The 19,621-nt window shown below is 37.5% G+C and carries 18 protein-coding genes; 2 read left to right on the top strand and 16 right to left on the bottom strand.

The genetic code is table 11. From position 1 onward, the window contains the following. Positions 1-46 precede the first annotated feature (46 nt). A complete protein-coding gene (locus IEV85_RS01260) occupies positions 47-2,236 on the top strand; it encodes a GH92 family glycosyl hydrolase (protein WP_188459986.1) in 2,190 nt (729 codons plus the stop codon). A 7-nt stretch (positions 2,237-2,243) separates the two neighbouring features. Here the strand turns inward: IEV85_RS01260 and IEV85_RS01255 are convergent, their stop codons facing one another. The 7 genes from IEV85_RS01255 to IEV85_RS01225 form a co-directional block, all read right to left on the bottom strand. Then, positions 2,244-2,540: an antibiotic biosynthesis monooxygenase gene (locus IEV85_RS01255; protein ID WP_188459985.1), complete on the bottom strand. Its 297-nt coding sequence runs from the start codon at positions 2,538-2,540 to the stop codon at positions 2,244-2,246. A 68-nt stretch (positions 2,541-2,608) separates the two neighbouring features. After that, positions 2,609-3,568, bottom strand: coding sequence for a transketolase family protein (locus IEV85_RS01250; RefSeq protein WP_188459984.1), 960 nt, complete (start codon positions 3,566-3,568; stop codon positions 2,609-2,611). Between the two features lie 10 nt (positions 3,569-3,578). Continuing rightward, positions 3,579-4,964: a VWA domain-containing protein gene (locus IEV85_RS01245; protein WP_188459983.1), complete on the bottom strand. Its 1,386-nt coding sequence runs from the start codon at positions 4,962-4,964 to the stop codon at positions 3,579-3,581. Between the two features lie 83 nt (positions 4,965-5,047). Next, positions 5,048-5,899 carry a transketolase gene (locus IEV85_RS01240; RefSeq protein ID WP_188459982.1) on the bottom strand — a complete coding sequence of 284 codons (852 nt, stop codon included), beginning with the start codon at positions 5,897-5,899 and terminating at the stop codon, positions 5,048-5,050. A 4-nt stretch (positions 5,900-5,903) separates the two neighbouring features. Next, entirely contained in the window at positions 5,904-6,353 is a 450-nt protein-coding gene (gene bcp, locus IEV85_RS01235; protein ID WP_188459981.1) for a thioredoxin-dependent thiol peroxidase, read from the bottom strand. A gap of 3 nt (positions 6,354-6,356) precedes the next feature. Further along, positions 6,357-8,255 carry a M23 family metallopeptidase gene (locus IEV85_RS01230; protein ID WP_188459980.1) on the bottom strand — a complete coding sequence of 633 codons (1,899 nt, stop codon included), beginning with the start codon at positions 8,253-8,255 and terminating at the stop codon, positions 6,357-6,359. Further along, entirely contained in the window at positions 8,242-8,853 is a 612-nt protein-coding gene (locus tag IEV85_RS01225) for a fumarylacetoacetate hydrolase family protein (RefSeq protein ID WP_188459979.1), read from the bottom strand. The genes IEV85_RS01230 and IEV85_RS01225 overlap by 14 nt, the downstream gene beginning before the upstream one ends. A 140-nt stretch (positions 8,854-8,993) precedes the next feature. Here IEV85_RS01225 and IEV85_RS01220 point away from each other — a divergent pair, with 140 nt between their 5' ends. Next, on the top strand, positions 8,994-9,893 hold the full coding sequence (locus IEV85_RS01220) for a M48 family metallopeptidase (RefSeq protein ID WP_188459978.1): 900 nt from the start codon (positions 8,994-8,996) through the stop codon (positions 9,891-9,893). Between the two features lie 594 nt (positions 9,894-10,487). Here the strand turns inward: IEV85_RS01220 and IEV85_RS01215 are convergent. The 9 genes from IEV85_RS01215 to IEV85_RS01175 form a co-directional block, all read right to left on the bottom strand. Further along, positions 10,488-11,417: an NAD(P)-dependent oxidoreductase gene (locus tag IEV85_RS01215; RefSeq protein ID WP_188459977.1), complete on the bottom strand. Its 930-nt coding sequence runs from the start codon at positions 11,415-11,417 to the stop codon at positions 10,488-10,490. 66 nt (positions 11,418-11,483) lie between these two features. Continuing rightward, positions 11,484-12,386, bottom strand: a complete 903-nt coding sequence (locus IEV85_RS01210; protein ID WP_188459976.1) for an RluA family pseudouridine synthase — start codon at positions 12,384-12,386, stop codon at positions 11,484-11,486. Positions 12,387-12,498: 112 nt separating this feature from the next. After that, a complete protein-coding gene (lepB, locus tag IEV85_RS01205) occupies positions 12,499-13,626 on the bottom strand; it encodes a signal peptidase I (RefSeq protein ID WP_188459975.1) in 1,128 nt (375 codons plus the stop codon). A 48-nt stretch (positions 13,627-13,674) separates the two neighbouring features. Further along, positions 13,675-14,385, bottom strand: coding sequence for a 4-hydroxy-tetrahydrodipicolinate reductase (gene dapB, locus IEV85_RS01200; RefSeq protein WP_188459974.1), 711 nt, complete (start codon positions 14,383-14,385; stop codon positions 13,675-13,677). A 24-nt stretch (positions 14,386-14,409) separates the two neighbouring features. Continuing rightward, positions 14,410-15,018, bottom strand: coding sequence for a DUF5683 domain-containing protein (locus IEV85_RS01195; protein ID WP_188459973.1), 609 nt, complete (start codon positions 15,016-15,018; stop codon positions 14,410-14,412). A 3-nt stretch (positions 15,019-15,021) separates the two neighbouring features. Then, entirely contained in the window at positions 15,022-15,936 is a 915-nt protein-coding gene (locus tag IEV85_RS01190) for a ParB/RepB/Spo0J family partition protein (RefSeq protein ID WP_188459972.1), read from the bottom strand. Positions 15,937-15,939: 3 nt separating this feature from the next. After that, positions 15,940-16,713 carry a ParA family protein gene (locus IEV85_RS01185; protein ID WP_188459971.1) on the bottom strand — a complete coding sequence of 258 codons (774 nt, stop codon included), beginning with the start codon at positions 16,711-16,713 and terminating at the stop codon, positions 15,940-15,942. A gap of 183 nt (positions 16,714-16,896) precedes the next feature. Next, a complete protein-coding gene (locus IEV85_RS01180; RefSeq protein WP_425562872.1) occupies positions 16,897-17,937 on the bottom strand; it encodes an NAD(P)H-dependent glycerol-3-phosphate dehydrogenase in 1,041 nt (346 codons plus the stop codon). After that, positions 17,930-19,615: a 1-acyl-sn-glycerol-3-phosphate acyltransferase gene (locus IEV85_RS01175; protein WP_188459969.1), complete on the bottom strand. Its 1,686-nt coding sequence runs from the start codon at positions 19,613-19,615 to the stop codon at positions 17,930-17,932. Before IEV85_RS01175 ends, IEV85_RS01180 begins: the two co-directional genes overlap by 8 nt. Positions 19,616-19,621 lie beyond the last annotated feature (6 nt).

Below are 19,621 nucleotides of genomic sequence, written 5' to 3'. Positions count from 1 at the left end.
CCATCCACCTGAGTTGGATTTAATTCAATCGGAAATACATAATGAAATGCATATCCTTAAAACTATTCCTCTATTTTTTGTGCTTGCAATACTTTTCTGCTGCTCAGGAGTTAAATCAGATGAAGTAGAAAATAAAGAAAAGGCAGGTCCAACCAGGCTTATTCAGTATGTTAATCCTTTTATAGGAACTGCCCCACTTACTGATCCGAAATTCATAGGTTATACACCTCCGGCGGGCTGGCGTGTATGGGCCGGACTCACCTATCCAGGAGTCTCTTTGCCCAATGCAATGGTGCAGCTAAGCCCTATTACTAAATATGGAACAGGTGCAGGCTACCAGTATGAGGATAGTGTAATTTTAGGCTTTACTCACACCAATAAAGGGCACTGGAACTATTGTAACATTCCTGTATTACCTGTTTCCGGTAATTTCAGTAAAGGCGAATTAGGTTCCCGTTTTTCTCATGAAAATGAAAATGCTCATCCGGGATTTTACCAAGTATTTCTGGATGATTATGAGGTGGAGGTAAAGCTGACCTCTTCCTTAAGAGCAGGTTATCACCAATATAAATATGCTAATCTTAAAAATAGGCAGATTCTATTTGACCTCGGCAATGCAAACAACCCTGTCTCAGATTGGCATATTGAAAAGGAAGGAGATTATGCAGTTAAGGGATTTCAAAGAAATGGTGAACAGATAATTCATTTTTATGCCACTTTGAATGAGGGAATTGAAGATTTGGAAGTTCAAGATCAGGGAGAAGAGCGGGGTTATGCCTTATTACATCTTAAAAATACTGATAAGGAAGTGGTTGAAATGAGAATAGGCTTATCATTTGTCAGCATTGAAAATGCCAGATTAAATTTATCGAATGAAATAGCTTCTCGCTCTTTTGATGAAGTGAAAGAGGAAGCTGAAAAGACTTGGGAAGCCTTACTTTCTAAAGTGCAGGTGAAAGGAGGTACTGAGAAGCAGACAGAAATGTTATATTCTTCTTTGTACCGTGCTTTTTTGTGGCCTGCATTAAGAAGTGATAGCAATGGTGAATTTAAGGATGTAAAAGGAGAAGTGGTAAAAGCGGATTTTAACTATTACACTAAACCCTCATTGTGGGATACTTACCGAAACAAACTGGTGCTTCTTACATTATTGGCTCCTGAAGTCACTAATGATGTCATTCGCTCTTTGCAGGATATAGGAGAGAAAACAGGTTTTATCCCTACATTTTTCCATGGAGACCATGCTGTTCCTTTTATTGCAGGTGCTTACAAAAGAGGGATTAAAGATTTTGATCTGAGCAAAGTTTATGAGTTGCTACTGCGAAATGCCAATGTGGAAGGTGGTACCAGGCCTCACATTACTGAGTACATTGACCACGGATACATTGCTACCCCTGAAATTGATAGGCCTCATGTGGAAACAAAGGCCAAAGCAGGGGTATCTAAAACGCTTGAATATGCTTATGATGATTATTCTCTTGCTCAAATAGCTAAAATGCTGGAGGATACCGGGAACTATGAAAAGCTGATGAGCAGATCTGAAAACTACAGAAATGTTTTCGATCCGGAGTCTAAATTTATGAGAGGTAAGTTGGAAACTGGGGAATGGGTAAAGAATTTCGATCCACAGTATCCTTATTATGAATACATGTTCAGGGAAGCCAATGCCTGGCAGCTTTCCTTCTTTGTACCACATAACATGGAAGGGTTGATTAAACTGTATGGAGGAGTAAGTGCTTTTGAAAGTAAGTTGGATTCTTTATTTACCACTCCCTGGAATCCTAATCATATTGCCAGAAATGTCTCAAGTTTTATAGGTCAGTATTGCGTGGGCAACCAACCGGATCATGAAGCTCCTTTTTCTTATTATTTCATTGACAAACCTGAGAAATCTCAGCAAATCATTGACAGCATATTAAACAACTATTATGGAGTAGGGGAGTATGGCTTGTCACTTCCCGGCATGGATGACGCAGGGGAAATGTCATCCTGGTATGTATTTAGTGCATTAGGATTGTACCCTTTTTCACCGGCTGATGATAAATATCTTGTAACAGTGCCTCTTTTTGATGAAGTAAAATGGGATATAGGTGCAGGGAAAGAATTAATCGTTATCAATCCTGAAAAAGGCCGTGAATTAAAAGGCATCAGGGTAGATGATGAAGAACTTAGTGGGTACTTTGTTACTCATCAATTATTCAGTGAAGGTGGGAAAGTAGAGTTAGTAACCGAATAACTTAGAACTAAGATATTTTTACAACCTGCTCATGAGAGTACGCAACCGGCTTGTCGCTAAACAATACTTTTGTTGCTGGCCATACTTTACCGAAAGTCTCAGAGTACCGATAATTATTTAAATCTTCTTCTGTGTTCCAGTGGCTAAAGGTGGAATAGCTGTTCGGCTGATGTATATCTTTCCACAGTTCCAGGTGGGTGCAACCCGGCTGGTTCCTGATAGCTTCTTTGTATTCATCAAATAGCGCAAGGAAGTCATTAACTCTATCTTCCTGAAATGTCATTCGTACTACTCGGATTATCATAAGTCGTAAAATAAAAAAGGCAAAGCATTGAGAGTAGTAGATGCTTTGCCTGATGGGTAATTAATAATTTACTTTCTTTTGATTACTTTTTCTACTGCAGCCACAATGTTTTTGGCATCTAAACCATATTTCACCATTAATTCAGCTGGTTTACCACTTTCTCCAAACTGATCGTTTACAGCTATATACTCCTGAGGAGCAGGTTGATTTTGGCTTAAAACCTGTGCTACAGCATCTCCTAAACCACCATTTCTCTGGTGTTCTTCAGCAGTAACTACACACTTGGTTTTAGCTACTGATTTTAAGATAGCTTCTTCATCTAAAGGTTTGATGGTGTGTATATTAATTAACTCCACACTAATCCCCTTTTCTCTCAAAATAGCCTCTGCTTCAACGGCTTCCCATACCAAATGCCCGGTAGCAAAAATAGTAACATCAGTTCCTTCAATCATAGTGATCGCTTTGCCTATTTCAAACTTCTGGTTTGGATCTGTGAAAATAGGCACTACGGGTCTACCAAAACGAAGGTAAACAGGCCCTACATGATCAGCAATAGCCATTGTAGCAGCTTTTGTCTGATTATAATCACAAGGATTTATTACCGTCATGTGAGGTAACATACGCATCATGCCAATATCTTCCAGAATCTGGTGGGTAGCACCATCTTCACCTAAAGTAAGCCCTGCATGGGATGCGCATATCTTTACATTCTTTTCTGAATAAGCAATGGATTGTCTGATTTGGTCATAAACCCTTCCTGTTGAAAAGTTAGCAAAGGTACCTGTATAAGGAATTTTACCACCAATGGTCATACCGGCTGCTATTCCCATCATGTTGGCTTCAGCAATTCCTGTCTGGAAAAACCTTGAAGGAAATTCTTTCTGAAATGCCCCCATTTTTAATGAACCGATAAGGTCGGCACATAGTCCTACAATCTGATCATTTTTCTTCGCGGCTTCTAGTAGTCCATCACCAAATCCTGAGCGGGTATCTTTTTTTTCTGTGTAAGTAAATTTAGTATTTGCCATTCTGCTTATTTTAATAAATCCTAATGTTTGCTGTTGTACCTGATTTTACTGTAAATTCTTTTATTTGCGTGTATTTGCTTCCTAAAGCTTTGTCTGAGCGGAATACATATTTATAATTTCCCGGCTGAATGCCAAAGCTGGCCTGCCCCCCGGATGAATCAATATTTTTAATCCATTTTTGTCTGCCATCATCTTCAATAACATATAAGCTACCTATTCCCTTGCTACTAAAAATAAGGTTCAATCGTCCTGGTGCTGGAATCGAAATCTCGTTGGTTTTTCCCTGGTTTACAGTTACATTATTGATGTAAGTGCGGGGTAAAGTTAAAACTTCGAGGTTGTAAGTACCAATTAAGTAGGACTCGCTGCTTTGCACATCCTGGGTATGAATAATTTCATTTTTGCCTGCTACCCTTACAAGTGCGGTGACTGCTTTGGTATATTCAAAAGAATTAGCTTGTGAAATTTTGAGCACCCCCTGAGGGCTTTTTATTTTAATCACATTATGTGTGCCCCCTCTAAGAAATACATTATTTTTAACCACTGGTGGAATGGTGTTTACCAATATATTGTAGGTTAGTACAGGATCCACCTCAACAGTGTCAGGCTGTCCGTTTTTATCTCTATAGTGGATAAAATCAAATTCGGAAGACCCCGTGAAATCGTTGATAAAGGAAACGTTAACATTTGTTTCTTTAGGTTGTCCATTCTGATCCAGCAATTCCACACTGGCTGTAGTTTTATTTAGAGATTGTGCAAGAATACCGTTTAGCACCGTTCTGAAAGCATTGATATTCTTGGCGTTAAAGTACCTTCCCATACAATCGAACTCCTTGGCAAATTGCTCCTCCATTCCAAGCCCTATAATAAATGGTTTAAGGAAAATGTCTTTTTTCTGTAATTCCAGAGAAACAGCACACGGATCTCCATCGCATGATTCTATTCCGTCCGTTATGATGATGATGATATTTCTGTAGCTGTCGTCTTTAGGAAAATCATTAGCTGATTGGGAAAGTGAATAGGAGATAGGAGTATTTCCTTTAGGGTAGATATATTTCAACCTGTTAATAATGGCATCATGGTTACCTTTGGAAAAGCCTATTTCCAACCTGGTATCTTTACAATTCTGCTCTTTTGCCGGTGACTGATGCCCATAAGCTCTTAATGCTAATTCCACTTTATTATTTACTTTTAAAGAATCCACCAGATCGGATAATATTTGCTTTGCTGCATTAATCCTTAAAGTGTTTTCCCATGGAGCCAACATGCTACCAGAAGCATCGAATAAAAATAGTACGCGCGTTTTTTCGGGTATACTCTGTTCTACCTTTTGTCCAATAGCATGGACGGAAAAGAAGATGAGGAAGCTTAATATGGTGTATTGGAAAAATTTCAACTAATAACAGTAGTAGTGAGTAAAGTGAAGGTATGGATGAAAATGCAGAAAGCTAATGTAGGAAGCTTTCTGCATTATTGGTTTTAATAGTCTCCCAGCGTTTCTTCCAGTTGACTTAAGGCTTCTGTCAATTGCTCATCATTTGGAGCAACACCATGCCATTTATGTGATCCCATCATGAAATCAACACCAGCTCCCATTTCTGTTTTCATTATATTGATTACAGGTTTTCCTTTGCCTGTTAAGCTTTTAGCATGCTCCAAAGCTTTTACTATTTCAGACATGTCGTTACCATTGCTTTCAATTACTTCCCAACCGAATGCCTGCCATTTTGCTCTTAGATCCCTCAAAGACATTACTTGTTCAGTAGAACCGTCAATTTGCTGACCGTTGAAATCTACTGTGGCTATCAGGTTATCAATTTTATGGTGTGGTGCATACATAGCGGCTTCCCAAATCTGACCTTCCTGAAGCTCACCATCTCCCATTAAGGTATAAACCATAGAATTGTCACCATTGAGCTTTTTAGTTTGAGCAGCACCTATTGATACTGATAAGCCCTGTCCTAAAGAGCCGGAAGCAATCCTGATGCCCGGTAGCGCTTCTTCCGGAGTGGGGTGTCCCTGTAACCTTGAATCAATTTTTCTGAAAGTAGAAAGTTCCTTAGGTTCAAAATAACCACTTCTGGCAAGGGTGCTGTACCACACAGGTGAAATATGACCATTAGATAAAAAGAAAAGGTCTTCACCTTCTCCATTCATGTTGAATTGAGGTTTGTGCTTAAGTATGTGGAAATAGAGTGCCACAAAATAGTCTGTGCAACCAAGGGAACCTCCCGGGTGGCCTGATTGTACTTCATGTACCATTCTAAGAATATCTCTTCTTACTTGTGAAGCTATTTTTTCCAGCTCCTGAATATTTGCCTGACTTGCCATTAGTTTATTTTAAAATTTGTGCGGTATGATCTTTAGTTTTTACTTTCTCTATGATGTCTTCGATTTTTCCTTCTTCATCAATAACAAAGGTAGTTCTTAATGTACCCATATAGGTTTTTCCATACATTTGTTTTTCTCCCCAGGTGCCGTATAAGTTATGCACTGTATGGTCAGTGTCAGCAATGAGAGGAAAAGGTAATTTTTGTTTCTCAATGAATTTTTGGTGTGATTTTTCACTATCCTGACTTACTCCCAGCACCACATAACCTTTATTTTGCAATGCTTCGTAATTATCTCTTAAATTACAAGCCTGAGCAGTACAGCCTGGAGTATTGTCTTTTGGGTAGAAATAGATCACTACCTTCTTACCTTTAAAATTACTCAAAGAAATTTCGTTTCCATCCTGATCCTTTGCTTTAAAATCAGGGGCTTTATCACCTACTTTTAGTTTCATTACTTATAATTTAGTTGTATAAATTGTTTCGTTTCCTGCGTTATCTTTCACTTTTAATTCAAAATTGCCTCTTTTGTTTTGCATCCCTTCCGGCCACTCAATCCATACTAATCTCAATTTAGGCTCATACCTCATCATTATCCATTCTCCATTGAGGCTGGCAGTGTAAGAAGCTATGCCTGATAAATTATCGCTAATATAATAGTAATTTTTTTCTGTTGCAGGTCTAATAACTGGAGGTGTATCATCCGTAACCAATGTAAACTCACCCATGCTTCTATGATTAAACTGAATAGTCTCCCCGGACCATGAACCTCCAACAAAGGAGAAGTTACCTGCATCATCCGTTTGATAAACATGAGTTTTATCTTTCTGATAATGTGAGAATTGAGGCGAAGCACTCACGTAAAAACTACTTTTCAAAGGAACTGTTACAGGTTCAATAGAGAAAACCTCCAGTGAATCCTGTGTTCTCACCTCGTAGGCTGTGCTAACATAAATAGTATCATACAGGGCCGACTGAGGAAAATTGACTATGAAATTTTCTGCATTGATCACAGTGGCCTGGTGCGGAATGGCTCTGGCATTGATTGATATATTTACTCCTTTGTTGCAGGACAAAACTGAAGTAGGTATACCCTCATGTAAGTCCCAAAGATATACCGCAACGTTGTTAAGAAAGTATGCGGGTAAAACAGTTTTAATGCTATCGTTTATATAAATTGAAAGCTCCTTATTGGCATCTTCCTCACAATTTTCTCTCGTAAACACTTTTAAGATATTTTTCTCTACCTGATAGCTTATTCTGTCCAACTCAAAGTCTATTCTTTCCTTTATTTGTTTTGCAGGTGCTTTGCCTTTTATGTTGAGTGTAACAGTACTTATATTGCCATAAGGATCATACATTTTAATTTCAATATGATAAGTGCTATCAGCTTCAATGTTTAAATAGCCATTATTGGCTTTACTTTCATAGAAATTTAGCCTGTTCCCGTTATCAACATATAAATTATGATAAGTACGACCTTTATTCACCTTTATATCATAAGGATAGTGGACGATAATGTCACGCATTAAGCTAAAACTCATTACGTCAATAATCTGCGAATGGTATTTTTCATCATTCACAAAAACTTCAATGGTACTAATACCATTTTGGTTAGCTGCTCCATCCAATTTGTCATGCCCCAGTAACTCAATTCCAATTTTTCCAAAAGCAGTTATTGTATCATTGATAGCATAATTCACTCCATATCTGCTGAGGTAATAATCTTTTCTGTCAAAACGATTCTCTACACGCGAATTAATATTAATGGGTCTCACTGCTAACCTTTGAGCAATTGGAGCAATATTATCTTTTATTTCATCAAATCCATAATGCAAAGGGTTGAGCACGCGCTGTTGTTCATCTCTTATCTCAAAGTGCAAATGGGGTCCTGTGGAACCTCCAGTATTCCCTGATTTAGCGATTACATCACCTCTTTGAAAGGCAAATTCATATGGATCAGGAAACAATTCTATTTCATAGGTTTTGTTTTCGTACTGAGCAGCTCTCACGTACTTGGCGATCTCATCTGAAAACTCCCTTAAGTGGGCATAAACGGAGGTATTACCATCAGGATGAAGCATATATAAAGCATTTCCATAACCTGAGGTGGAAACTTTTATTCTTGAAATATAGCCTCTTTTGGTAGCATAAACCGGTAATCCTTCCTGTCCACCTGTTTTAATATCTATTCCCGCGTGAAAATGACTTGATCGTAATTCTCCCATAGTGCCGGCCAGATAATTTTTGTTGCCCGGATTAATGGGAAATAAATAAGTTTCATCAGTCTGAGCCAGAAGCTTACTAAAAGAATAAAATGACAGAAAAATTAAGGTGAATGCTTTATTTAATTTCAAAATCCAATAGTTTTTGTTGTTCTAAAAATGCTTCCAAATGATTCCCTATAGCAATTGGGCCTACTCCTTTAGGTGTGCCTGTATAGATAATATCTCCCGTTTTTAAAGTAAAAAATCTGGATAAGTAAGAGATAATATAGTCAAACGAAAAAAGCATGAGGGAAGTGTTACCTTCTTGCCTTAATTCTCCATCTACCTTTAAAGAAAAATTTAAATCTTTCAAATTACTAAATTCTTCTTTATCTATCCATTCTGAAACAGGAGCAGAGCCATTAAATCCTTTTGCAATAGCCCAGGGCAAACCTTTCTCTTTGGCTATGGACTGGAGATCCCGTGCTGTGAAATCTATTCCCAAACCAATTTTGTCAAAGTATTTATGCGCATGTTCTTCCGAAATATATTTTCCTTCTTTACATATTCTGAGAATAATTTCAACTTCATGGTGAATATCTTTTGTAAAGTCAGGATAGTAGAAAGGTTCATTATTCTTAAGCAGTGCGGTATCAGGCTTTGTAAATATCACAGGCTCATCTGACCGCTCATTATTAAGCTCTTTTATATGGTCTGCATAATTTCTACCGATGGCAAGTATCTTCATTTTTTGGAGGCTTTAATGCAAAAATATGTTTTCTTTTAAGTTTAAAAATAGAAACGCTCGTAAAATAGTAAAGAAATGTTAAGTTTATGAAGATAAATACTTTAAACAGTATTTAGAACACTTTTAAACCAGATTATTCTATGAAAAAGTTTATTTATGCACTTGTTTTAACTTTTGTTTTTGTTGCCTGTTCCAAGGTGCCGCTAACCAACCGGAAGCAACTCTCCTTAGTTCCGGATAGTCAATTAATGGCTTCAAGCTTTTCTTCTTACAATGATGTTTTAAAAGAAAGTAAGCTCTCCAACAATACACAGCAGACACAAATGATCCGCAATGTAGGACAGCGTATTCAATCAGCGGTTGAGAGATACCTGGCCCAGAATAATCTTTCGGATTTAACAAAAGATTTTAAATGGGAATATAATTTAATAGCTGAAAATGTGGTAAATGCCTGGTGCATGCCTGGAGGTAAGGTAGCATTTTATGAAGGTATACTTCCTGTTTGTCAGGATGAGGCCGGTATTGCAGTAGTAATGGGCCACGAGGTGGCGCATGCCGTAGCTAGCCATGGTGGTGAAAGAATGAGCCAGGCGTTGTTGCAGCAATTAGGAGGAGTAGGGTTGTCCATCGCGTTAAGAGAACAACCTCAGCAAACCCAGGCTTTAGCAATGGCAGCTTATACTGGTGGCAGCACAGTATTGGGTATTTTACCTTTTAGCAGGTTGCAGGAATCAGAAGCAGACAGGTTAGGACTTACTTTTATGGCAATGGCAGGTTATGACCCTGAGGAAGCTCCTGAATTTTGGAAGCGTATGCAGGCCAAATCATCTGGAGCACCACCAGAGTTTTTGTCTACTCACCCTAGTGGAGCAACCAGGATTGAGGATTTGAACAAATACATGTCAGAGGCAAAAAATTATTATAATAGCAACTCAAAGGTGAATAATGAGCGAATCCCTAATCTGGATGCAATAGATACTACTTCCGAGCCTTCTAAAACTAAGGAGACTAAAAAGATTCAACTGAAAATAGGAAATTGATGTATGGATTTAAAGGGTAATTATGAGATGATTCTTATGATTACCCTTTAATAATTAGGCTACTCATGATAAATACTGCACTGTTCGATAACCAAATAATATTCCGATGGTTTAGGACAAGTCTTGTTAAAACCGAGCGGGCTGGTGGACAAAAAGGCGGGGAGCGCGTTGAATTGTAGCGTGGAAGCATCTTTTTGTCTTGATTTTTTGCATCTTTTTGATCAAGTCATCGCAGTTATTGGAACTGAACTTCAAATGAGATAACAGGACTTTTGCTATATTAGAAAATAGAGCTAAAGCTGATTAGTTTTCTGCTTACTTACATCTGTGAGGCTATCCCCTTGAGGGGATTATAGGGGTGTTTTATGACATAGAATAGTTTTCCATTGAAGGAAATCAAGTCTTGTTATATAGTAGCAAAAAGATAGAGAATAAAATTTTGTTTAAACTACCTTAAAGTGTAATTAAAACCTCAATATTCAATAAAATTTCTCTTTTTTGAGCTTTTATACTTAGTTTTAAAGTTTAAAAACACTTATTAAAGTTAGTATATCTAGTTTTTGAGTTCAATTTCATTTTCCACGAGTAGCCTAATTAATATTGCCTCTTTTTTTGAATGAATTGATTGCTTTTGTCCGCATGGTTCAACTGCTCAAAGGCCATTTTAAAGCTTTCTGTTACATCGAATATGTCTGTTATACCTGCCAGGTGTGGCGTTATAAAACATTTGGGGTGTATCCATAGAGAAGATTCTTTATTTAGAGGTTCTTCCTCAAAAACATCTAATACTGCTTTTCTAATATGTCCCTGATCAATTGCTACCAATAAGGCTTCGTGGTCAACTGTTCCACCTCTCCCTACATTGATGAACAAGCAATTTTTAAGGTGCTGCAAAAAATCTTTATTTACTAACTTCTCTGTTTTATCAGTGAGCGGAAGGGAATTGATGATAATACTTCCTGCAGTGATACTATCCGGGTTAATGGAATCAATTGCAATCGACTGATCAAAAATCGCGTTTTCATTTCCTCTGGAATTGATTCCAATGAGCTTTTTTGAAAGAGGTTTAAGAATTTTGGCTATCTCTGTGCCTACATAACCTGTTCCAAGAAAATACACTTCCTGATGTCGCAAACTACTCTGCTTCAACTGATCCCAAACCTTTTTCTGTTGGTTAGTGTGGATTTTATCGACCTGTTTTAAATCTTCCAGAATATAGGTGAGGCAATATTCTCCCATTCTGATTCCCATTTTACCGGTTGTTTTAGAAAGCAGACAGTTTTCAGGGATGGATATTTGCATAAATGAATCTACACCCGCACCAAATGAATGAATCCATTCAATATGGTCTATTTCGTAGCCATTAAGGAAATTAAACCCTCCGACATAGTTGGCTGTGGGGAGCAAATCCTTTATCTCCTGAGGGCTTTCTGCTCTCACACATTTTATTTCAGGAAACTCTTTATCCATGAATGTTTTAAACTCTTTTGATAAGCGGCCTGAAGTTAAAAGTGTCTTTTTCAATTTTTCAATTTTTTAATCTCAAATTACTAACAGTGAATCACTGAAATAGAAATCTTCTGAACTTAATTATCCTTTAGCTACTAAGTTTCTGAAGCTTGCCGGTGCTACCAATTCAAACTTTAAAAGCTTGCCTGTAACCGGATGATTCATTTCAATCATACTGGCATGTAAAGCTACTCTGCTCAATGGATTCTTTCTGGAGTTATATTTTTTATCACCTGTTACAGGGTGGCCGTAATGTTGCATTTGAACTCTAATTTGATTCTTGAAGCCGGACTCCAGTCTAAATTCCAGTAAGCTAAAGGCATTACTTTGCTTTATTAATTTAAAGTGAGTAATGGTTTCCGTAGCACCTTCGGGAGTGTCTGTAACGAATACCTGGTTATTTTTATTGGAGACAAGGAAATTGCGAAGTGTGTCTGCTTCCTTTTTTACTCTTCCTTCTACTACACCAATGTACTTTCTGTCGGTTACGTATTTCTCCCAGGAATCCTGCAGTTTTTCCTGAACCTCAGGTGATTTAGCAAAAATAAGAATTCCTGAAACCTCTCTTTCCAATCGGTGGACTACATAAACCTTCGCTTTGGGGTCAACTTTTGCTAAATGATCTTTTAGAATTTGTATGGCAGTTTTCTTTTTCTCTTTTAAGGAGGCAACTGATAAAAGTCCTTCTGCTTTTTCAATCACTATAAGGTGCTGATCTTCGTAAATAATATTTAAATGACTTAGCTTAACTTTCTTGGCAGGCTTAGCCCAGTTGATAACCATTTCGTCACCTTTTTTCAGTACCTGGTTAAATTGAGTAGTAGGTTGATCATTTACTTTAATTTGTCCACCGCTTAAAACAGCTTTCAGAAGAGGCCTTTTTTTATGAGGAAAACGAGCTGTTAAAAATTTCAGTAATTCGCTTTCTTCCTGAATTTCAATCACTTCATTGAGTTGATTGCTTGGATTATTATCTTTAGCCATAAGCTTTACTACTTTCTAATTGAATTAACTAAGGTACGAAAACAAAGAAAGGTGGTTTATTAAAACCACCTTTGCTGTATAGGTGAAAGAAAAGCTCTTTCACAATATCATATTAATTGATGCCCTTGAACAATCTGTTCCATCGGATTTTATCAAGGCTAAACAATGGTTTGTTCGGGTCCATACTCATCCATATAAATAAAGCTTTGCCTACTACATGATCATATGGTACAAAACCCCAATACCTGCTATCCCATGAGTTGTGCCTGTTATCACCCATCATAAAGTAGTAGTCTTGTTTAAAGGTGTATTCCGTTACCTGCTTTCCATCTATAAAAAGCTGATCATTATCAATCTTCACATCTTCTAAATGCTCATAGTAGCGAAGCACATCTCCATACATCACTAAATTTTCGTGTGTTACAGGAATAGTTTGTCCTTCACTTGGCACAAACACAGGACCATAAAAATCTTTGTTCCATGATGTTTCAGGTGTTTTAGGGAAAGTAGAGGGTTCTACTACTGATGAATCTGCCGTAACAATTTTGCCTTTAGAAAAATCAGGAGAGAAAATTATTTCTTCTACAAAAGGCAGTTGCTCCATTTTTTTTATTTCATCAGGCTTGGCATGCACTCTGTAGCCATATCCAGGTTCATACGCTTTGTCCCAAATGCCGTAATCTTCAAAAACTCTGTCTCTAATGGTCTGTTTGGTTTTAATAAAATAGCTGAATTCAATATCTTCAGGAACATAGGCTTTTTCTCCATTTACATAAAGCACTGCATTCTTGATTTTTATAGTATCACCAGGTAAGCCTACACATCTTTTGATATAGTATTCTCTTAAATCCAGCGGATATTGAAGCTCCTCAGGATAATTAAAAACCACTGCATCGTTTCTTTTAACTTCACTAAAACCCGGAAACCTAAACTGAGGAAGTTGAATCCAATCAAGGTAGGCAGGCACATTCTCTGTTCCATAAAACCTTCTATGCGTTAAGGGCAATTGTAGGGGAGTGATCGGAGTTCTTGGTCCGTAATGCAATTTACTTACAAAAAGATAATCACCTACTAAAAGTGTACCCTCCATTGAGGGGGTAGGAATTACGAAAGCCTCTAAAGTAGCCCAACGGATAAGTGTAGCAGCAATTACTGCAAATACAATAGCATCAATCCACTCCCTGGTTTTGGATTTTGGTTTGGCCGGCTTTTTCTTCTTATTGAAAAATGGTATTTTCATTTTATTATCTATTAGAAGTAATCAGAACTTAATTCTGATTATTGTTTTTTACAATTTGAGAAAATCATCAATTTTAACAATCCCTTTTTGAGAGGGCAACCATTCAGCAACTAAAACGGCTCCTTGCACAAAACCCTCTCTGCTGTACGCTTCGTGTTCAATGCTAATCTGATCCACTTCGGATTTATAGGTTATTTTATGAGTCCCTGGTATTTCACCTATTCGTTCAGAAATAATGGGCATTTGGCTGCTTTCAGATGTTTTGTCATTTTTCCAGCCTGTAATATGCTTATTTTGTTCGATAATACCCTCAGCTAAGGTAATTGCTGTGCCACTCGGAGCATCTTTTTTATGTATATGGTGAACTTCTACCATGGAAGGCGCATATTGTGTGTGTGGTTCCATTATTTTTGCCAGGAATTTATTTACCTTGAAAAATAAATTTACACCAATACTAAAGTTAGAAGCGTAGAGAAACGTACCCTTATTTTCTTCACATATTTTTTCGATTTCAGGCATTTTCTCTAGCCAACCTGTTGTACCTGAAAGTATGGGTAAGTTATTTTCGAGACAGAACTTAATATTTTCGAAAGCTGAATCAGGATGTGTAAATTCAATGGCTACATCTGCCTGTTCAGTCAGAATAGAAGAAATAGAATCCTGCACATCAATGATAGCAACAATACTGTGGCCGCGTTGAATAGCATAGGCTTCTATGGCTTTGCCCATTTTTCCGTGACCTATTAATAATATTTTCATTTTTTATTATTCTCTGATCAATAATTACTTGAACTTCAAATTGAGGGATAAGCCTGCATGCATACCATTGAAGCTGGATCGCTGAATAGTTGGCTCAAAATTCAGGCTTAAATCTTCATTAATATTAAACTCTCTTAAATGTGCATCAACAGTGGCATCCACAATATTTAAAACATAAAACAGTCCTGCTAATATGATCCAATAATCTCTATCTCTTCTGTACAAGTCCGTTCTCCTATTAACATTATCACTTGTTCCTAAAACATCTGGAACTTCATCATTATTGGTGGGATCAAGATCATCTAATTTGAAGGCAGCATTTCTATAAAAAAGAAAATTTTGATGATTGTTTTTAATCTGATAGGCTGCAAATGCACCCAAAGCATACACTATAGGTATTTTCCAGTACTTTTCATTGTAAAATTGCCCCAGGCCTGGTATCGCTGCAGAATATAAAGCAGCCAGGCGAGGGGAGTGGTCCTTATCTTTCGTTTCAAAAGTTTCTATATTTTCTTCAGAGGTAACTATTGTTTCTGATTGTTCTAATAACAAGGTATCAGTAGCAGTTTCCTGGCCAAATAGCTTAAGTTGGCTTACACTTAGGATAAATAATAGCAGAAAGAAATTACGCATAGATTAAAGATCAACATCCAACAGATCCAAAATTCGATTCAGATCATCTTTTGATAAAAAAGGAATTTTAATTTCCCCTTTATTTTTGTCGTCAATTTTTAAACCAACTTTGGTGCCAAAGTGTGAAGATAACTTGTTCTGAACATTTTTTGCTTCATAAGGTATCTCCTTTTTAGGAGCTTTTTCTTTGTCAGCATCTTTACCTGTTACTATATCACGCACCAATGCCTCTACCTTACGCACAGATAAATCTTCATTGATTGTTTTTTTGAAAACATCCAATTGCTTATCAACATCTTCGATATTAATGATGGCACGCGCATGTCCCATGCTTAACTTTTTCTCTTTTAATGCCAGCTGAATATCAGGTGGAAGTTTTAAAAGTCGCAGGTAATTATTAACTGTAGTTCTGTTTTTTCCTACTCTTTCTCCAAGCTGCTCCTGCTTAAGGTCGCATTCCGTTAAAAGCCTTTGGTAACTCATTGCAATTTCCATTGCATTAAGGTTTTCACGCTGAATGTTTTCAATTAAAGCCATTTCCAGCATTTGCTGGTCATTGGCCAATCTTATATAAGCCGGAATAGTCTTTAAACCAGCAATTTTGGAAGCCTGAGTTCTTCGCTCCCCGGAAATTAACTGGTAGCTGTCATCGCTTAATTTACGGACAGTAATTGGCTGAATAATCCCTTGTGTTTTAATTGAATCTGCCAGTTCATCTAAGGCTTCTTTGTCAAAATGGCTTCTTGGTTGAAAAGGGTTAACTTCAATTTGGTTAATGGGTATTTCATTAATATTAGACACACTTTCCACATCAGGAAACTCTCTTTCAATATTTGAAGATTTGTTTGATGTTTCTGAGTCTTGTAAAAGAGCACCTAAGCCTCTTCCTAATGCTTTTCTGGGTTTCTTTGCCGCCATCCTCTATTTTCCTAATCCGTTTTTATTAATTATCTCTTTAGCCAAGTTTAGATAGCTAATTGCACCTTTACTTTCTGCGTCATGTGCGATTGCCGGCAAGCCGAAACTTGGCGATTCACTCAATTTAATGTTTCTTGGTATTAAGGTATTAAATACCATCTTACTGAAATGCTGCTTTACTTCATCCACCACCTGATTCGATAGATTTAATCTAACATCATACATGGTTAATAAAATTCCCTCAATTTCTAAATTAGTATTTAATCTTGTTTGAATAATTTTAATTGTATTCAATAACTTTCCTAATCCTTCAAGGGCAAAATATTCACACTGCACCGGAATAATAACGGAGTCAGATGCTGTTAAAGCATTGATGGTAATAAGGCCTAATGAAGGAGAGCAGTCTATGATAATAAAATCATATTTTTTTCGCACCTTCTTAAGGGCTTCACGCATCCGGTTTTCCCTGTCTTTAATACTTACCATTTCTACTTCCGCCCCAACCAGGTTAATGTGAGAAGGTAAAATGTGTAAATACTCCAGTTCAGTTTCAATAATAATATCCTGAGCGTCAACTTCATCTACCATGCATTCGTAGATACTACTCTCTATTTCTTTTGGGTTAAAGCCGATACCTGAAGTTGAATTGGCCTGGGGATCGGCATCCACTATTAATGTTTTGTACTCTAATGCAGCTAAACTGGCAGCCAAATTGATGGCTGAAGTAGTTTTACCTACTCCTCCTTTTTGATTAGCAATTGCTATAACTTTGCCCATGCTAGATATATTGTTTGTTTTAACCCAATAATATGATTTGCTCGCTCTGTTCTTAGGAAGAATTCTAGTGTCTGAAATAATTCCTCAAAAGCGATTTCCGAAAATTCCGGTTTTTTTAGCGAACCACAAAGATAAAATTTTAAATGAGAAATTGAACTGAAATTTCTAATGCTTTAGTACATGCTACATAAAGTCTACATCCACATTTAGCGGATACTTCATTAAATATTGTACAGCCTCTTCCATGGTAAGTCCTTCAAATAATACTCTATGCAGTATCTCGGTTATGGGGGCTCTTATTTTGAAGCTTTCAGCAATTTTTTTACAGATTTTGATAGTATTTACCCCTTCAGCTACTTCCTGCATATCTCCTAAAATATCCTGAAGACTTTCACCTTCTGCTAACCTTCTGCCAACAGTGAAGTTTCTACTTAAAGTGGAGTGGGAGGTGGCCACAAGGTCTCCAATGCCTGCCAATCCTATGAATGACTCTGTTTTGCCGCCCATCGCACGGCCTAAATAGATCATTTCCACCATGCCACGACTGATTAGTAAGGATCTTGCATTTTCACCCAAACCCAAACCGCTCAGCGCCCCGGAAGCAATGGCAATAATATTCTTAAGTACACCACATAACTCAATTCCCGTTAAATCAGGATTTCCGTACACCTGGAACCTGTCACTTCGCAATAGTTGCTGGCCAATCTGTATCACTTCATTAAAATGACTTGCCACTACCGTGGCAGCTGGCAAACCTTTTGCAATCTCCCCTGCTAAATTCGGTCCAGCGAGGCAACCTACCCGCACCACCACGCTTTCATCGGTAATTACCTCACTCATGGTTTTAATATGATGCCTTTCCAGTACTTTCATGTCTGAAAGAGAGCAGCCCGCAGGCAAATTTAAATCCAACCCTTTTGTTGCATGGATCAGAATATGGTAAGGATGCAAAAAAGGGGAAAGTGTTTTAATCATTTCCCTAAAATTGGCCGATGGCACTACAGGAAAGATAATTTCACATTTTTCAGCCAGCTCCTGAATATCGTTGATAGCACATACATTGCTGTGAATATTGTACTTATCCCAGCTTTTATTTTTGTTAATTGCCTCAACTACCTCAATATTTCTGGCATATAGTAACACACTATTATTTTCAGCCAGTAAATTAGCGACAGCCAACCCAAAGCTGCCTGCGCCTATTACCCCAATGGGTTTATTATACATGTTTTTCGAGCCCATATCCATCCAGTCTGTTTCTGTAAAAGTATAATAAATTCATGTCCATAGTAGTCACATCTCCTGAGTTCAATCTAATGAGCGGCCTTTTGGAGTGATACATGCCTACGTTAGAAATTCCATGATCAATTATTTCATCAATAGGCTCATGCATATGATCAGCTACTGACATGCGCTTTTCTGCTACACGCTCAAATATTTTGTCTTTTAACCTTGCACAGACCCGCTTAAGTTCGTCATAAGAGATAATCAGGTCTTCTTCAGGAAGCCGTAGAAGTGAGAACAGATCCAGTTTTCTGTTTCTCTTTCTAAGTATTTCAAAAGCTGCGAATGCTACCAAATGACTTGAAAAAACTCTTGCAATTTTGCTATACTGATCAACAATTTTTTCAGCAAGCATCCGTGTATACTCTTCTTCCCTCTGCTTATCAATGGTTATTTTATCCTGAAAAGTAAAGTAATCTTTAGCATCTATCAGTCTGTTGTGCCTGTCAATGCTATTGCCTTCATCATCTACATTATTGCCCAAGACATCCATTGGCTTTCCTATGCTCACCGATATATTAGATCCTTTCGTGAAAAATTTAAAAAGGAAAGTAATGATTTTGTAAGAGGAAGAGAACTCATCATTTTCCACATAGTATCTTTCCTGACCTTGCTTTTCAAGGTACTGATGGATAAGGCTCGGAGCCTCAAGCACAAAATGATAATTCAGGCTTACGGGTACCACATAAATCTTCTCTGCTTTGTCTCCTTTTTCCTGGTAGTTAATCCTTTGTGCTTCTATTGCCGTGCCCAGAAGACCCAGTTTTAATTCTTTTTCAATTTTTCCGCTTCTGGCCCGGGTTCCTCCGGGGAAGAATAAGCTTTGGCAACCTTTTTTAAGAGCAAGGGCGGAATATGCTTTTAAAGTTTCCAGGTAAATGATGTTTTTCTTTCTTCTGTCCACCTTATAAGCCCCAAGACTATTCATGAAATAGGCTATAATGCTAATATTAAATAGATTGAGTCCTGCACCGTAGATCACCGGAGGAAGGCCTAATGTATAAATTACCCAGCCTATCAAAATGGAATCGAGATTGCTGGAATGGGTAGGTACAATAACAATAGTCCCTTTTTTAGCCATTTCCCTGAGTTTTTCCACTTCTCCATTAATCTGGATTTTATCATTCATAGTCAGCTGATCGCTCCAGAATGAACCAAATTTTTTAATGCGTGCCGCATTGAGCAACCTGTTAAAGCCAAAAGTAGCAATGGTGCGGGCTATACGGTAATGGCTGGTATTAAAATTACCTGCAATTTCTGAAGCATATCTATGAATGATATCTTTGAGGATATTATCTGCTTCCTGGCTGTTTTTGTTTTTGGATTGAGAAAGATCGAGTAGCCTGCTTTTTACACCGTTCCAAAATGATGCGTCATCATCTGGGTCTACTTTCCATGAATTTTGCCTGATCCTTGCCTTTTCCTTAAATAAAGTGATCTCCAATTCTTCAATCAGTGCCACTTTATTGCGAGTAATACCTTTTATTCTTTCAAAGGCTGAATCGCTAACTTCCTGAACAAATTCCTTACGATTTCTACTTATTTGTACCACAGGCCATTCTTTAGGCCCGGGTAAAATAGGTTCATATTTTCTTTTGTTCCTATAGCGATTTATCTTCATATAATA

The sequence above is a fragment of the Marivirga lumbricoides genome (assembly GCF_014636295.1).
Classification (GTDB): Bacteria; Bacteroidota; Bacteroidia; order Cytophagales; family Cyclobacteriaceae; genus Marivirga; species Marivirga lumbricoides.
The sequence above is the reverse complement of the archived record's forward strand: the minus strand, read 5'-3'. Positions and strand labels throughout refer to the sequence as shown.

Coding starts and splice junctions, on each gene's coding strand:
- lepB (WP_188459975.1), bottom strand. CDS start 13,626: ATGAAAATACCATTTTTCAATAAGAAGAAAAAGCCGGCCAAACCAAAA.
- IEV85_RS01255 (WP_188459985.1), bottom strand. CDS start 2,540: ATGATAATCCGAGTAGTACGAATGACATTTCAGGAAGATAGAGTTAAT.
- IEV85_RS01250 (WP_188459984.1), bottom strand. CDS start 3,568: ATGGCAAATACTAAATTTACTTACACAGAAAAAAAAGATACCCGCTCA.
- bcp (WP_188459981.1), bottom strand. CDS start 6,353: ATGAAACTAAAAGTAGGTGATAAAGCCCCTGATTTTAAAGCAAAGGAT.
- IEV85_RS01260 (WP_188459986.1), top strand. CDS start 47: ATGCATATCCTTAAAACTATTCCTCTATTTTTTGTGCTTGCAATACTT.
- IEV85_RS01220 (WP_188459978.1), top strand. CDS start 8,994: ATGAAAAAGTTTATTTATGCACTTGTTTTAACTTTTGTTTTTGTTGCC.
- IEV85_RS01210 (WP_188459976.1), bottom strand. CDS start 12,386: ATGGCTAAAGATAATAATCCAAGCAATCAACTCAATGAAGTGATTGAA.
- IEV85_RS01175 (WP_188459969.1), bottom strand. CDS start 19,615: ATGAAGATAAATCGCTATAGGAACAAAAGAAAATATGAACCTATTTTA.
- IEV85_RS01185 (WP_188459971.1), bottom strand. CDS start 16,713: ATGGGCAAAGTTATAGCAATTGCTAATCAAAAAGGAGGAGTAGGTAAA.
- IEV85_RS01240 (WP_188459982.1), bottom strand. CDS start 5,899: ATGGCAAGTCAGGCAAATATTCAGGAGCTGGAAAAAATAGCTTCACAA.
- IEV85_RS01225 (WP_188459979.1), bottom strand. CDS start 8,853: ATGAAGATACTTGCCATCGGTAGAAATTATGCAGACCATATAAAAGAG.
- IEV85_RS01195 (WP_188459973.1), bottom strand. CDS start 15,018: ATGCGTAATTTCTTTCTGCTATTATTTATCCTAAGTGTAAGCCAACTT.
- IEV85_RS01190 (WP_188459972.1), bottom strand. CDS start 15,936: ATGGCGGCAAAGAAACCCAGAAAAGCATTAGGAAGAGGCTTAGGTGCT.
- dapB (WP_188459974.1), bottom strand. CDS start 14,385: ATGAAAATATTATTAATAGGTCACGGAAAAATGGGCAAAGCCATAGAA.
- IEV85_RS01180 (WP_425562872.1), bottom strand. CDS start 17,937: ATGTATAATAAACCCATTGGGGTAATAGGCGCAGGCAGCTTTGGGTTG.